The following is a 14265-nucleotide window of genomic DNA, read 5'->3' as shown; positions in this document are numbered from 1 at the left end:
GTTTGCCTTGTTCAGTAGAGGTTGTTGGTGCGCGCCCAAGTGTAGGTGTCATCAAGGGCCCTTTCGGAGCGATCAAACATGTCGTTGATCTGCGCTTCCGTGATGATCAGGGGCGGGCAGAGGGAATAATTGTCGCCGAGCGCGCGTGTGACCACGCCGTGCGCTTGCGCCTGCTTGCCGGCATGTATTGCGATACCGTCCGCCGGGTTGAAGGGCTCCTTGGTCTCCTTGTTGCGAACAAGTTCGAGCGTCCCGATCAGGCCGCGTCCGCGGGCGTTTCCGACAAGCGGATGTTCACCGAGTGCGTGCAGTCTTCGCTGAAAGAGCGGCGCCACCTGTTGAACATGTCCTACGATGTCTCGTTCTTCGTAGATTTTCAGGGTTTCCAGGGCCACGGCAGTGGCGACCGGGTGCCCGCTATAGGTGAAACCGTGTCCAAACGTGCCGATCTTTTCGCTCTCGGCAACGATAGCGGCGTGAACTTTCTCGTTGACCATCAGTGCCGAAATCGGCTGGTATGCTGCCGACAGCTGCTTGGCCATCGCGATCATATCCGGCTGCAGTCCGAAACTCTCCGAACCGAACATCGTCCCCAGCCGGCCGAAGCCGCAAATAACTTCATCGGCAATCAGCAGAATATCGTACTTCCTCAGGATAGTCTGGATCTTTTCGTAGTAGGTCGGCGGCGGAACGATGCAGCCCCCGGATGCCATCAGCGGCTCGGCGAAGAAGGCGCCAATCGTGTCAGGCCCTTCTGCGAGGATCAGATCCTCGAGCGAAACCGCGCAACGGGTAGCAAACTCCTCTTCTGTCTCGCCTGGAAGACCGTAGCGATAATATTCAGGGCAGTCAGTATGGAGTACCCGGTCTATCGGGAGATCGAAATCACGGTGGTTGTTGGGCAGGCCCGTCAAGCTTGCGGAGGCTATCGTTACCCCATGGTAGGCCCGCCAACGGGAGATCACCTTCTTCTTTTCCGGCTTGCCAATCGCATTATGGTAGTACCAGACAAGCTTCAACGCAGTGTCATTGGCCTCCGAACCCGAATTGGCGAAGAAGACTTTCGACATGGGCACTGGAGCAAGCCGGATCAGCCGTTCGGCAAGTTCGATGGCCGTTTCGTGCGATTTGCCGCCAAAACTGTGATAAAATGGCAATTCCTGCATTTGCCGCGTTGCGGCGTCGACCAGCCGTTGCTCGCTAAAGCCAAGCGACGCGCAGAACAATCCTCCGAGCCCTTCGATGTATTTGTTGCCGTCGCTGTCGATAATGTAGATCCCTTCACCCTTGGCGATCACAAGGGGACCGTCCTTCAAATGTTGAGACGCATTCGTATAAGGATGCAGAACAAACGCAGTATCGCGCGCCTCCAGGGAATTGAGTAGAATGGTCACAATGGATCTCCAATCGATGGTCTAAGCGAGATGATAAGTCGCAGCGATGTTACCGGTCGCCGAGTTCGCAGAAGGCGTGGCGACCGCCGTGTCTCAGGATCGTCAGGCCGCGTTCGGGCAATTATTCGAAGCCGGTTTTCATCCATTTTTCCGCAAGCTTGTTGATTGTGCCGTCAGCCTTCGCGGCGTTGATCGCGGCATCGAACATGGATTTCAATTCGACGTCGTCCTTGCGCAGGCCGGCAGCGATACCTTGGCCAAATACGCCGCCGGTGAGAGTGGGGCCGGCAATGGCGTAGTCTTTGAAATCGTCCTTTGACAGCGTTGCGGTGAGTGATGTTTTTTGAGCCACGACGGCATCGATGCGACCTGCCTGCAGATCGAGATCATGTTGCTCGACAGTCTTGTACTCGCGTGGGTCGACCACACCCTTGAAATAGGTATCAAGGAACGCAACGTTCGCAGTTGAGACCTGCGCGCCGACAGCCTTGCCCTTCAGCGCGTCTCGAAGAGGCTGCAGTTCCTGTTCGACCTTTGCTTTGTCGCCGGCGAGATCCACGGTTGTTCCTGTGCCCGGGAGGTTTGCGAGAGGGCCCGACTTTTCGACCATGATAGCTGCCGCGGTCGGGGCGTAAGGTTCGCTGAAGGAGATGACGGCAAGGCGTTTTTCCGTCACGATCATCGACGCCATGATAGCGTCGAATTTCTTGGCGTTGAGCGCCGGGATAAGCCCGTCCCAGTCCTGGGCAACGATTTTGCACTTGATCTTCATGCGCGCGCAAAGATCGTTGGCGAGATCGATTTCGAAGCCGACAAGCTTGCCGTCGGGACCGGTGAAATTCCAGGGCTCGTAGGCTCCCTCGGTTGCAATAGTGATTTCGGTTGGCTTGGACTGGGCATGCGCGCTGCTCGCGGCAGCGGTTGCAAGCACAATGGCGGCAAGCACCGGATTGTTTTTTCTCATTGTTGTTCCCCTTTTTGTTTTGCCGCTCTCTTCCAAGATGAGCGGCGGTTGCTGTTGATCAGCGCGGCGGCTTCATGATTGCGCGCGGATCCTTACCGCCTCTGCGGCCAGGCAGAGGAGTTCGAAAAAAACCTGAGCGGCGACCTGAGCCGTGTTCGTTGTCGGGTCGTATTGAGGGGCAATCTCCACAACATCGCCGCCGACAATGTCGAGCCCGGAAAGGCCGCGAAGGATGCCAAGGGCCTGCGTGGAAGTGAGCCCCCCGATCTCGGGTGTTCCGGTGCCGGAAGCGAAAGCCGGGTCGAGGGCGTCTACATCAAAACTGACATAGGTCGGGCCATCGCCGGCAATCGCGCGGGCTTTTTCGATCACCGCCTTCATGCCGAGTTCCTCTACCTCTTCCGCATGAATGACAGTCATCCCAGAGGCGTAGGAAAACTCCCAGAGATATTCGGAGTTGCCGCGAATGCCGATCTGTACGGTCCGTCGGGGATCCAGCACACCGTCGAGAACAGCCTGCCGGAATGGACCGCCATGATGAAACTTGCATCCCTCAAATGAGCCGCTCGTGTCGCAGTGCGCATCGATGTGTATCATGCCGACGGGGCGATCACGCCCCACAGCGCGAAGCAGTGGAAGTCCGATCGAGTGATCACCACCAACTGACAGCGGCACGACACCAGCTTCGACGATGATACGAACAAACCGCTCGATATCCTCGTGCGACATTGCCAGGTCAAAACGGCTCCGAAATGGCACGTCGCCGACATCTGCGACGCGGACGTGTGCAGTTGGAACGGCTCGCAGCACGTGATCATATGGCCCCACCCGCTCGACGTTGCGAACGGCGCGAGGGCCGAAACGGGCACCGGGACGGTTGGTGACGCCAAGATCAAGTGGAATGCCCAGAAGTGCGACATCGATATCTGTAAAATCAGGCGCGGCATCCTGCCGAAGCGGCGCTTTCAACAGTGTCGGAACGCCCCAATAGGGGGCTTGGCGGTTGTCGCCGTCGCCGAAGACCAAGTCCGCAACCTTGCGAAACTCCGGATCGAAAATCTCGGACCCGGATGCGTTTTGATACCGGTCGCGCAACGCCTCTAGGCATAAGATCTCCGGCATGTGAGTCCTCCATTCGCCTCGTTCCGTTACGATTTCGCCAATTGCGACGGTAACCAAAATAGCAATTGATTGCTGTGGGCAATATTGTATACATATTCGTATTCCGCTTGATCCTGCAAGAGGAAAAAAGATATCTTCTCTGCAATGGCCCGGATTTGCCGCTCTGCAGATGACGGAAGGGGACTGGCTTGACACTCAGCAAGAACGAGTCACGCGGCTCGCTGCGCGAAACGACATATGCTCAATTGAAGGATTTGATCCTCACCGGGCAACTGCGGCCCTCCGAGCGACTTTCCGAAAATACGCTTGCCAAAAGGTTTGGAGTAAGCCGAACGCCTCTGCGCGAAGCGCTGATGAAGCTCGAAGAGGAAGGATTGGTCGTTGGCCAGAGAAACCTTGGCTACACCGTTTCGGATCTGGACATTACCGCGTTCTGCAATCTTCTGGTCGTCAGGGAAGCGTTGGACGTTTGCGCCGCCCGCCTCGCCTGTATCACGGCGACGGAAGATGACCTTGACAGACTGAGGGGCGTCATCACCCAGATGGTTGACCTTAAGGAGAATGGGTATGACACACCGTCGGACGCTGCGCGAAACCTCGATCTTGGTCTCTATATCCATCGCGTAATCTCAGAGGCGACCCGGAACGACGCCCTCGTGCGGGTAAGCGACCAAGTGTATCAGCAACTGCGGCTGGCGTTGTGGCTCGAGGTTTTGTGGGTGGACCTGGAGCATACCGATCTGGAGGAACATCGCGCCATCGCAGAGGCGATCTGCGCTCGCGATCCCGAGGCGGCCGAGGCCGCAGCGCGAGCGCACGTTCAAAGTTCGCTCAAGAATATGTCGAAGCTCCAGCGCATATGGGCGCATCGACGGGCTGTGGATTAAGTCACCGGGTGAAGAGAGGCCAAAATACGCATGGAACTCATGGACAGATACCTGGCGCTCGTCGGATTTGGCGAAACCGGTTGGGGAGCATTGCTTCTCACTGCGGCGGCTATGACCCTCGGGGTCTCGGTCTGCGGTTTCCTGACGGGGATGGTGCTTGGATCCGTCATCACGTTCATGCAGCTGTCACGCTACATGGTTCTCCGGTGGCTGGCAGATGGGTACACGACCGTTCTGCGCGGCGTACCCGATCTTCTTGTCGTCTACCTGTTCTATTTTGGCGGGACCGCATTTCTCGGCTATCTTGGAGGGTTTTTTGGATATCAGGGATTTATTGGCATGCCGGCTTTTCTCACCGGTACCCTGGCGCTCGGCGTTGTCTCCGCCGCATACCAGTCCGAAGTGTTTCGCGGCGCTTTCAATTCGGTTGCCAGAGGGGAGCTTGAAGCGGCGAGTGCCGTCGGAATGCGGCCCTGGCCGAAGTTTCGGCGCATCATTGCGCCGCTGGTCCTGCGCTACGCCATCCCGGGATTGGGCAATACCTGGCAACTTGTGCTCAAGGAATCGGCGCTCATCTCCGTTACGGGCCTTGTCGAACTTCTGCGTCAGTCTCAGATCGCAGCCGGTTCGACAAGGCGACCCTTCGAGTTCTATCTTACCGCCGTCGTTCTCTATCTCGTCATCACCTGGGTGTCATCGATCGTTTTCCGGCGCCTGGAAACGCGAACGCTGCGTGGCACCCGGAGGGCTTTGTGATGGACTTCGCGTTCATGTGGGAGACGTTTCTCACCCTGCTGCCAGGTCTCCCGCTCACGTTGGAACTGGCCGCGACATCAATTCTGGCCGGCGGCATCCTTGCCGCCATCATTTCCCTCGTTGCGGTAATAGGCGGGCCGATCGGCCGGGGATTCACCCAAGGCTATGTCTTCGTTTTTCGAGGATCGCCGCTGCTGGTACAGATGTTTCTGATTTACTATGGCCTCGGACAATTCCGCCCGTTTCTGCAGGAAATCGGCGTTTGGGGGATCTTCCGTGAGCCGTACTGGTGCGCCGTGATCGCACTCACATTGAACACAGCAGCGTATTCAAGCGAGATTTTCCGGGGAGGGTTACAAGCTGTTTCCATCCAGCAGGTGGAGGCGGCCAGGGCTTGCGGCATGTCCGGCGTGCTGCTGTTCCGCCGCATAATTCTGCCAATCGCCATCCGGCAGGCGCTTCCTGCCTACGGCAACGAGATCATCCTGATGCTCAAGGCAACCGCGCTGGCGTCTGTCATTACCATAATGGAAGTCACCGGCCTTGCGGGAAAGCTGATTGCCGACAGTTTTCGCGCCTTTGAGGTTTTCATTGTCGCCGGTGCAATTTACCTCGCGATCACCTTCCTCGTGACGCGATTGCTGAGGATCATCGAATTCTGGCTCTCGCCGCATCTGCGCCTGAGGCCGCCATCCTTGACCTAAACGGGAGTATGCATGTCTGACAGGGGAACAATGTTGACGGCCGATAACAACAAAAACAGCACCGCCGCCGTCTCGGTTAAGGACCTTCGCAAATGCTTCGGACAACTTGAAGTTCTCAAGGGCGTGTCCCTGGAGGCGCAGGAGGGCGACGTCATCTCGATTCTCGGCTCGTCCGGATCCGGAAAATCGACAATGCTGCGATGCATCAATATGCTTGAAGTTCCCGACAGTGGTGAAATCCGGATCGGCGGGGAAATGTTTGCCTTAAAGAAGGGCAGGCACAAGACGCAACCCGCAGACCGGCGGCAGGTCGACCGGCTTCGCGAACATATCGGAATGGTGTTCCAGAGCTTCAATCTCTGGTCTCACATGACGATCCTTGAGAACGTGATCGAGGCACCCGTGCATGTACAGAAGCGCAATCGCGCCGAATGTATCGAAGAAGCGGAGGCTTTGCTTGAGCGGGTCGGAATTGCCGAAAAACGCAACTTCTACCCGGCTCACCTGTCCGGCGGCCAACAGCAGCGAGCTGCAATCGCACGGGCGCTCGCCCAGCGGCCAAGGGTCATGCTCTTCGATGAGCCGACATCTGCCCTTGATCCAGAGCTTGTCGGCGAGGTCCTGAAGGTCATGCGTTCATTGGCCGAAGAAGGCCGGACAATGCTCGTCGTCACCCACGAAATGGCGTTCGCACGCGACGTGTCCAGCAGAGTGGTTTTCCTGCATAAAGGCGTTGTGGAGGAAGAAGGGAATCCTGACGAGATTTTTCGAAATCCAAATTCCGAGCGCTTCAAGCAGTTTCTTTCGGTTGAACGGTAGCCTGGCGCCAGCAGGACGTAACCAAGTCCAAAATCAGGCGCTGCTTTGCCGCCGGGCACGCGATTCTCCCCTTGACTGCGTTTGGGCCCGGTTGGGACCAGGCGTTGCTTGGAGCCGATTGCAGCCGCTGCGAATTTTCTCCAAAATGCCTGCCGTGCCCGGTCTCTTAGGCTTAGAAATCCGCAACCTTTCCCCAGGCCGCGGTTTGGAAGCGGTTGGGATGGTAAGGGCTTGGGTCGACCAGATGCTCTGCGCCTGCGACAAGAGAGGCAACCATATGACCGGCACCTGGGGCAATGCCGAACCCGTGACCGCTGAATCCCGCAGCGAGTATGAACCCCGGGACAGATTCGATCTCACCAATGCCGGGCACGCCGTCCGGGGTGCTGTCGATATAGCCCGCCCACGCTGCGGTAATGTGGGATTTGGCCAGCGATGGTAAAAGTTCGCAGGCCCTGCGATAGGTCAATGCGATAGTGCTTTGATCTGGCGCCGGATCGAGAACCCGCATTCTCTCCATGGGGGTGGGCGCGTCGAGCCGCCAGCGTGCCAGGGTTTCATGGCCGCAACGCCAGCCTTCGGCGCTTCCGGGCGCAAGGCTGCGCCAGCGCCGGAGGAACATTGGCAGGAATTGCGCAGTAAAGCGGATTTGCTGGGGGGTCGGGTCCACCCGCCCACGCCCGCTGATCGCAAGCGTATAGCCACCATCGCCACGCCGTGTGACTGATACATGAGCTGTGTGCAGAGCGTTAGGGAGCTCCCCTGCGCCCGAAACCGACAGAATGGACGACCGGATCGACGCCTGTGGGAACCGGACATGAAGCTGCCGGCAGAACGACGAAGCCCAGGCGCCACCGGCCATGACGGCCACGGGCGTTCGAATTGTCCCTTTCTCTGTCACCACGGCGGTAAGGCGCCCGGCCGTGGTCTCTATGCCGCGGGCGGCGCAATGCTGATGGACGCTTCCGCCGAGGGCCATGATCGCCCTGGCGACGGCGGGGGCAGCGCGCGATGGGTCAGCGGTGCCGTCGGAGGGCGAGAAGACGCCGCCTTTCCAGATGCGACCGCTGGCGCGGCCGTGCTCGCTCGCCTGCGCGCTATCAAGCATATGCGTTGTCACGCCTGCTGATCGCGCAAAGGTTCCCCAACGGGCCCAGGCGTCAAGTTCCGCGTCATCGTTGCTGAGATAGAGCAGACCACAGCGCCGGAAACCAGTGTCTTCGCCAGTGTCTGCTGCAAACCGCTCCCATAATTCGAGACTCTTCGTGGCGATAGGAAGTTCTCGCGCGTCCCGATTCTGCTGCCGGCACCAGCCCCAATTTCGACTCGACTGTTCGGCGCCAACCCGGCCTTTCTCCAGCAGCGCGACTTTGAGACCCCGGCGCGCAAGGTAGTACGCGGCAAAGGCGCCGACGATGCCGCCTCCAATCACGACCGCGTCAGCGCTGTCGGGCAGAGCCTGGTTTGTTTGTATCTTCTGAAGCGGGGCGGGCATGAAAGATCTCCAGTTCTCATCATCAATTTACTCTTCGGCCCAAGAAGACGTAGCTGGAGTTTGGCGATGGATAGCATTTTATGTCGTTCAATCGTAAACGGGCCATAGTTTATGCCGGTCGCGGAGACCGCATCGACAATGACAGGCTACCCATATGTGTTTATATTCCCGACAGGATATGCAGCATTTTCTGCTTTACATATGGAAGTGAGTGTCAAGGGGCGCGTCGCATGAAGATGGACCGGATCGACATCAAGATTCTCTACGAGTTGCAAAAGAACGGCCGCATCACCAATGTCGAGCTGGCCGAACGCGTCAACCTGTCGCCGAGTCCCTGCCTGATGCGGGTGAAGAAACTGGAGGCAGAAGGCTATATCGTCGGCTATTCGGCGCAGGTGAACGTCGCCAAGCTCGGCCAGACCCTGACGGTCTTTACCGAGATCACCTTGAAGAACCACCGGCAGATCGACTTCTCCCGCTTTCTCGCCGCAGTCGAGAAAGTCGAACAGGTTATCGAGTGCCATCTGGTTTCCGGTGGTTACGATTATCTTGTGAAATTCGTTACCGCCGGCATCGGGGAGTACCAGACCATAATGGAACGGCTGACCGACTTGGATATCGGCATCGACAAATATTTCAGCTTCGTCGTGCTGAAGTCACCGATCGTCAAGGCGCATATGCCACTGACAAGTTTGTTTCGGCTCTGATTACCTGACCCTCAGCGCTGGCAATAGGCGCGAACCAGTTCCGGATCCCGCTCCAGGCCATCGAGCCAATGCGGATCGAGTTTGGGAACCGAAGAAAACAGCAATTGCGAATAGGGATGATGAGGACGCTTGCCTGCCGTCGACGGGATGACTTGCTCCACCTTTTCACCCGCATACATGACGACGATTTCGTCACAGATCGCCTCCACCACCGAAATGTCATGGCTTATGAAAATGTACGAGAGACCGAGTTCCCTCTGCAGTTCCTTCAATAGTTCGATGACGGCCGCGGCGACCACGGTGTCAAGCGCCGAGGTAATCTCATCGCACAGGATCAGCTTCGGATCAGCTGCAAGCGCGCGAGCGAAATTCACCCGCTGCTTCTGCCCCCCGGACAGTTCCGCAGGCCGCCGATTGCGGACCGAAGCGGGCAACTGGACCATGTCCAAAAGTGCAGTAATCCGCTTGTCGCGCGCCGCACCATACATGCCGTGATAGAAGCTGAGGGGACGTGCAATTATGTCCTCGATCGATTTGGCGGGGTTGAGCGCTGTATCGGCATACTGGAAGACGATCTGCATCTCGCGCAATTGCTCGTGTGTGCGCTTGGAAGCACTGGGTGCAAGCTCCTGGCCATCAAAAATGACCCTGCCGCCGCAGGTCGGTAGAATGCCGGCAATTGTCCGGGCAAGGGTCGATTTTCCGCAGCCGGATTCACCGATAATGCCAAGATTGCGGCCTTTTTCCACCGTCAGACTCACGGAACGCACAGCGCAGATGAGTGGCAGCCCGTTGCTCTGGATGGTGCCGTAGCCGGCAACGATGTTCTCAATCTCAAGAATGGGACGTACTTGCGAAACCACCGGGGCTGCGCCTCGTGCCTTGGGTTCGAAAGCAGCGAGCAGTTCGCGCGTGTAGGGGTGTTTCGCATCCGACAGGATTTGCTCCGTGCTGCCTGCCTCCTGCACCTCGCCGCCTTTCAGAACGACGATCCGGTCTGCGATTTGGGCCACGACCGCAAGATCATGCGAGACGTAAACCCCCGCGATACCACCCCTGCGCATCACGGCCTTGAAGGCACGTAGGACCTCGATCTGGGTCGTGACGTCGAGCGCTGTCGTCGGCTCGTCGAAGATCACGATCTTCGGATCGCCGATTAGCGCCATTGCCGCGGAAAGGCGCTGCAACTGGCCGCCCGAGACCTGATGCGGATAACGGTTGCCGATCGTGTCGGGCTCCGGCAGGGACAGCGCCCGGAAGAGTTCGATCGCACGGGCTTTTGCCTCGGCGGCGGGCATGAGGTCATGGATGCGGGTAATCTCGATAACTTGCTCCATGATCGTTGCGGCGGGATTGAAAGCTGCTGCCGCACTCTGTGGAACATAGGAAACTTCGGTGCCGCGGACACGGGCCCGCGCCTTTTCCGAAAGCTGGACCATATCCTTGCCTGCAACTCTGACGCTGCCGCCGGAAATGCGGCAGCCAGGGCGGGCATGTCCCATCAAGGTCAAGGCGACCGTGGTCTTTCCCGATCCGCTTTCGCCGATGAGCGCAACGATCTCGCCTTCCGCCACATCGAAGCTAACCCCTTTGATGATCTCGACAATACGTCCAGAGTCTGTCTTTGCCTCGACCTTCAGATCGCGGATTTCAACGAGATTTGTCATTGTGCACTCCGGTCCCGGATCTTGTTGGGCAAGTTGTCGATCAGCAGGTTGACGCTGATGGTGAGGCTCGCGATCGCGATCGACGGGAACATGACCGCGGGGGCGCCAAAGGGCAGGCCGCCAATATTTTCGCGCACGAGCGCCCCCCAATCGGCATAGGGCGGCTGAACGCCGAGACCGAGGAAGGAGAGCCCGGAAAGCAGCAGCACGATGAAAACGAAACGAAGGCCGAGGTCGGCCAGTACCGGACCGAGGATGTTCGGCAGGATTTCGGAACGAATGATGTAAAAGACGTTCTCGCCACGCGTACGTGCCACTGTGATGAAATCCATGGCATTGATGTTCACTGCCAGAGCGCGCGCAAAGCGGTAGGCGCCCGGGATATAGATGACGGACAGCGTGATAATCAGAACCGGGATCGACGATCCGACCGCGGCGACGACAACCAAGCCGAACAGCTTGCTTGGGATCGAGCTCATGGCATCGAGAAAGCGGCTGAGCAAAGTGTCGGTCCAGCCACCGCTGACGGCTGCGATCATGCCGAGCACGACTCCCGTCGTACAGGCGATCGCCACGGCGGCCACTGAGATCCCGACAGTGTAGCGCGCGCCCATCACGATGCGCGAGAAGATGTCCCGACCAAGGTAGTCCGACCCCAACCAGAACTGCTTCGACATTGGCCCGAAATAGTCGACATCAACGATGTCTCCGACCGGATAGGGTGTGAGAAGATGCGCGAAGACGGCAACAAGTCCCCACAGGAGAATGACGGCAAGGGCCAGCATCCCGACAAGATTAAAGCGGTAGCCCAGGCGGCCTGCCGCCGGCGTTTTTGCGGTATCTGTTGTCATCGCAGCCTCGGATTCGAAAGGATGGCAAGAATGTCGGCAAGCGTGATCAGGATCAGATAGCCAACGCAAAAGATCATGGCGCAACTCTGGATCAGAGGCAGGTCGCGCGTGGCGACGGCATCGACCATCAGTTTTGCTATCCCGGGATAGTTGAAGATCGTCTCAACAATGATCACACCACCCAAAAGATAGGACAGCGACAGCGCCACGGCATTGACGATGGGGCCAAGTGCGTTGGGAAGTGCGTGCTTCAGCACGATCCGCTTTCGCGATGCGCCCTTCAGGAGGGCCATCTCGACATAGGGCGTGTTGAGCGTTTCCACCACCGCAGCACGGGTCATGCGGATCATCTGAGCGGAAACGACGAAAGTGAGTGTGACGACCGGCATCGCATAGACGCGGAGCAGATCGGTGATGGAGTGAACCTCGTTGGCAAAGGACAAGGCCGGCAGCCATTTGAGATAGACGGCGAACAGAAGGACGGCAGACGTCGCGACCATGAATTCCGGAACCGATATAACGCCGATCGTCAGTACGGTAACGATCCGGTCATAAAGCGAGCCGCGCATCATGGCGGCGGTTATGCCGAGTGTAAGAGCGATCGGAACCGAGAACAGGGCAGTCACGCCAGCCAGCTTCAACGTGTTGATAAAGCGTCCGGCGATCAGATCGGCGATCGGCATGTCGTTGGCGTAGGACGTGCCGAGATCGCCCGTGAGGAGCCCTCCGAACCACCGGATGAATCGGATAACCGCCGGCTCATCCAGATGCATGGCCGTGCGAAGGCCCGCGACAGCCTCGGGCGTTGCCGCCTGGCCAAGGAGGATCGTTGCCGTATCGCCGGGGAGCATCATCGTGGCGAAGAACACCGCGAAGGATACGATCACCAGGGTAATTGCGGTGATGAGCAGTCTGCTCATCACCAGAGAAAGAATCCGATGGTTCATCCACGCATCTCCTTTGACGTTCGGCTGACCGACTATACGCGATCACAAGGCGAGCCGAGAGCATTTCTGCCCTCGGCCACTCGCCTCGTCAGGCTTCGAGCCAGACATATTCCGCAAAGGCGTAGCCCATTTGGCCACCGAGCGGGCTCGGTGCCAGCCCTTTCAATTTGGCCGTGGTGGCATCGACATTTGAAAGGTAGGCGGGGATAACAGTGCCCGCTTCCTCCGCGATCATGAGCTGCATCGCGTTGTAGATTTCCTTGCGCTTGGCCTGGTCGAGCGAGCCGCGCGCTTCGACGAGCATCTTGTCGAACGTTGCGGATTTGTACTGGCTCTCGTTCCACGGCGCGTCCGATGCATAGAGTAACGAGAACAGAATGTCGGGTGTCGGCCGCGGATTGATGTTGCCAAAATGAACTGGTGCCTTCAGCCAGTAATTGTCCCAATAGCCGTCCGAAGGCACGCGCTGGACGTCGAATGTCATTCCGATCTGCGCGCCGGCAGCCTGAACGATCATCGCCATATCGATCGAGGCGTTCGCTGCTTCAGAGGCGACCATCGGGATCGACCGACCCAACACGCCTGCCTTCTCGAAGTGGAACTTCGCCTTCTCCGGATCGAAGGCCTTCGGCTTGAGATCGGCGTTGTAATAGAAGTTGGCGGGAGAAATCGGCTGATCGTTGCCGATTTCCGCAAGGCCTCGCAAGGCTGATTTCTGGATCTGCTCGCGGTTGATCAGGTACTTCATGCCGTGAATGAAATCCTTCTTGTCCCCCGGTGCCATGTCCATCCGAATGTTGAGGTTGGTATAGTTGCCGGAGGTGGTCTTCGAGAGTGTGAAACCGTCCTGGCTTTCAATCAGCCGCATCGAACGCGGATTAATGGATGCGGCAAGATGAATATCGCCGGACAGAAGGGCATTCACGCGCGCGTTGTCGTCGCTGATGGCGAAATATTCGAAAGAATCGACATTCGGGCCGCTGGATTTCCAGTAATTCTTGTTCTTGAGGCCCACCGAGCGGACGCCGGGTTCGAAAACTTCGCGCACGAAGGCGCCGGTGCCGTTGGCTTTGGAAAAGTCCGTGGTGCCATCGGCCACGATCATGAAATGATGCATGCCGAGGATCGTGGGCAGGTCGGCATTCGCGTTGGCCAGTGTGATTTCCACAGTCTGCTTGTCAATTGCCTTGAACCCGGTCATTTGCGCCGCGATCTTGGCAACTTTCGATCCGACGCCAGGGTCCAGGTGACGCTTCAGCGAAAAAACGACGTCGTCTGCGGTCAGCGGCTTGCCATCATGGAACGTCACGCCGTTGCGCAGCTTGACAGTCCAGACCGTGGCATCCTTGCTCTCGACAGATTCGGCCAGTTCCATCTGCGTCGCGCCGGCCTGGTCGATATAGGTCAGGCGATTATAGAAGGCGCAGCAACGCACGTAATCGGTTGAGAGCGAGGCCTTGGCCGGGTCGAGCGTATCTGCGGTGGAGGAAGACCAGCCGGCCGCCTTCAAAGCGCCGCCGGAAACCGGAGTGGCAGCAACGGCTCGCGTGACATTGCCAAGGACGAGACCGCCCGCCGCCGTGGCGATGCCGCCGGCCAGCATCAATTGAAGAAGTTCGCGACGGGTTGCGCCACGCCGGATAGCGTTCTCAACCATTGCGTCGTCGGTTTTTGTCCAATTCGTGATCTTGTCGTTCATGGCATTCCCCTTTTTGTTGAATTTCTGCTCGCCCGCCTTTTCGACGGATCTATGCGGATCAAAGGCCGGTTTCGTAGAGCGGTTTCGACCGCCAAGCGTCGCACCGATTGAAAGTGACGTGGGCAGTTGCGCATGTGCCTTTTTCCTGTCACCAGTTTCGCAGCAAAGGCCTGCCGGATTCTCTGTTTTGAACCTGCCAGACGGCACAAAATTGCGAATATGCGCATTTTACCATATTCCCGGATCGCCGCCG

13 protein-coding genes are annotated in these 14265 nt (G+C 58.1%); 5 read left to right on the top strand and 8 right to left on the bottom strand.

All coding sequences use genetic code 11. The features are described from left to right. Positions 1–11 precede the first annotated feature (11 nt). From CU103_RS17410 to speB, 3 genes are all read right to left on the bottom strand, one after another. Positions 12–1394 carry an aspartate aminotransferase family protein gene (locus CU103_RS17410; protein ID WP_106665316.1) on the bottom strand — a complete coding sequence of 461 codons (1383 nt, stop codon included), beginning with the start codon at positions 1392–1394 and terminating at the stop codon, positions 12–14. A gap of 121 nt (positions 1395–1515) precedes the next feature. Then, positions 1516–2358 carry a lysine/arginine/ornithine ABC transporter substrate-binding protein gene (locus tag CU103_RS17405; protein ID WP_106665315.1) on the bottom strand — a complete coding sequence of 281 codons (843 nt, stop codon included), beginning with the start codon at positions 2356–2358 and terminating at the stop codon, positions 1516–1518. A 72-nt stretch (positions 2359–2430) separates the two neighbouring features. Next, on the bottom strand, positions 2431–3480 hold the full coding sequence (gene speB / locus CU103_RS17400) for an agmatinase (protein WP_106665314.1): 1050 nt from the start codon (positions 3478–3480) through the stop codon (positions 2431–2433). 188 nt (positions 3481–3668) lie between these two features. On the opposite strand from speB, the gene CU103_RS17395 reads away from it, so the two are divergent. Genes CU103_RS17395 through CU103_RS17380 form a run of 4 tightly spaced genes read left to right on the top strand, consistent with a single transcriptional unit; the run spans position 3669 to position 6646 of the window. Beyond that, positions 3669–4367, top strand: a complete 699-nt coding sequence (locus tag CU103_RS17395; RefSeq protein WP_106665313.1) for a GntR family transcriptional regulator — start codon at positions 3669–3671, stop codon at positions 4365–4367. 30 nt (positions 4368–4397) lie between these two features. Next, complete coding sequence (locus CU103_RS17390; RefSeq protein WP_106665312.1) at positions 4398–5123, top strand: ABC transporter permease; 726 nt, start codon at positions 4398–4400, stop codon at positions 5121–5123. Beyond that, on the top strand, positions 5123–5827 hold the full coding sequence (locus tag CU103_RS17385) for an ABC transporter permease (protein WP_106665311.1): 705 nt from the start codon (positions 5123–5125) through the stop codon (positions 5825–5827). Before CU103_RS17390 ends, CU103_RS17385 begins: the two co-directional genes overlap by 1 nt. A 12-nt stretch (positions 5828–5839) precedes the next feature. Further along, positions 5840–6646, top strand: a complete 807-nt coding sequence (locus CU103_RS17380; protein WP_106665310.1) for an ABC transporter ATP-binding protein — start codon at positions 5840–5842, stop codon at positions 6644–6646. A gap of 172 nt (positions 6647–6818) precedes the next feature. On the opposite strand, the gene CU103_RS17375 is transcribed toward CU103_RS17380, so the two are convergent. After that, positions 6819–8141, bottom strand: coding sequence for an NAD(P)/FAD-dependent oxidoreductase (locus CU103_RS17375; protein ID WP_106665309.1), 1323 nt, complete (start codon positions 8139–8141; stop codon positions 6819–6821). A gap of 230 nt (positions 8142–8371) precedes the next feature. Between CU103_RS17375 and CU103_RS17370 the strand changes: the two genes are divergently transcribed. Then, the gene (locus CU103_RS17370) at positions 8372–8848 is read left to right on the top strand and encodes an Lrp/AsnC family transcriptional regulator (RefSeq protein ID WP_106665308.1); all 477 of its coding nucleotides are present in this window, start codon (positions 8372–8374) and stop codon (positions 8846–8848) included. A gap of 11 nt (positions 8849–8859) precedes the next feature. On the opposite strand, the gene CU103_RS17365 is transcribed toward CU103_RS17370, so the two are convergent. The 4 genes from CU103_RS17365 to CU103_RS17350 form a co-directional block, all read right to left on the bottom strand. Beyond that, positions 8860–10515, bottom strand: coding sequence for an ABC transporter ATP-binding protein (locus CU103_RS17365; RefSeq protein WP_106665307.1), 1656 nt, complete (start codon positions 10513–10515; stop codon positions 8860–8862). Then, on the bottom strand, positions 10512–11366 hold the full coding sequence (locus CU103_RS17360; protein WP_106665306.1) for an ABC transporter permease: 855 nt from the start codon (positions 11364–11366) through the stop codon (positions 10512–10514). Before CU103_RS17360 ends, CU103_RS17365 begins: the two co-directional genes overlap by 4 nt. Beyond that, on the bottom strand, positions 11363–12313 hold the full coding sequence (locus CU103_RS17355; protein ID WP_106665305.1) for an ABC transporter permease: 951 nt from the start codon (positions 12311–12313) through the stop codon (positions 11363–11365). The genes CU103_RS17360 and CU103_RS17355 overlap by 4 nt, the downstream gene beginning before the upstream one ends. An 88-nt stretch (positions 12314–12401) precedes the next feature. Then, complete coding sequence (locus tag CU103_RS17350; protein WP_106665490.1) at positions 12402–14012, bottom strand: ABC transporter substrate-binding protein; 1611 nt, start codon at positions 14010–14012, stop codon at positions 12402–12404. Positions 14013–14265 lie beyond the last annotated feature (253 nt).

Origin of the sequence: Phyllobacterium sophorae, assembly GCF_003010965.1 — a bacterium.
Taxonomy (GTDB): Bacteria; Pseudomonadota; Alphaproteobacteria; order Rhizobiales; family Rhizobiaceae; genus Phyllobacterium; species Phyllobacterium sophorae.
The sequence above is the reverse complement of the archived record's forward strand: the minus strand, read 5'-3'. Positions and strand labels throughout refer to the sequence as shown.

Excerpts from the sequence above, each read along its gene's own strand:
- CU103_RS17405 (WP_106665315.1), bottom strand. The coding sequence starts at position 2,358 with ATGAGAAAAAACAATCCGGTGCTTGCCGCCATTGTGCTTGCAACCGCT.
- speB (WP_106665314.1), bottom strand. The coding sequence starts at position 3,480 with ATGCCGGAGATCTTATGCCTAGAGGCGTTGCGCGACCGGTATCAAAAC.
- CU103_RS17390 (WP_106665312.1), top strand. The coding sequence starts at position 4,398 with ATGGAACTCATGGACAGATACCTGGCGCTCGTCGGATTTGGCGAAACC.
- CU103_RS17385 (WP_106665311.1), top strand. The coding sequence starts at position 5,123 with ATGGACTTCGCGTTCATGTGGGAGACGTTTCTCACCCTGCTGCCAGGT.
- CU103_RS17380 (WP_106665310.1), top strand. The coding sequence starts at position 5,840 with ATGTCTGACAGGGGAACAATGTTGACGGCCGATAACAACAAAAACAGC.
- CU103_RS17375 (WP_106665309.1), bottom strand. The coding sequence starts at position 8,141 with ATGCCCGCCCCGCTTCAGAAGATACAAACAAACCAGGCTCTGCCCGAC.
- CU103_RS17370 (WP_106665308.1), top strand. The coding sequence starts at position 8,372 with ATGAAGATGGACCGGATCGACATCAAGATTCTCTACGAGTTGCAAAAG.
- CU103_RS17365 (WP_106665307.1), bottom strand. The coding sequence starts at position 10,515 with ATGACAAATCTCGTTGAAATCCGCGATCTGAAGGTCGAGGCAAAGACA.
- CU103_RS17360 (WP_106665306.1), bottom strand. The coding sequence starts at position 11,366 with ATGACAACAGATACCGCAAAAACGCCGGCGGCAGGCCGCCTGGGCTAC.
- CU103_RS17355 (WP_106665305.1), bottom strand. The coding sequence starts at position 12,313 with ATGAACCATCGGATTCTTTCTCTGGTGATGAGCAGACTGCTCATCACC.
- CU103_RS17350 (WP_106665490.1), bottom strand. The coding sequence starts at position 14,012 with ATGAACGACAAGATCACGAATTGGACAAAAACCGACGACGCAATGGTT.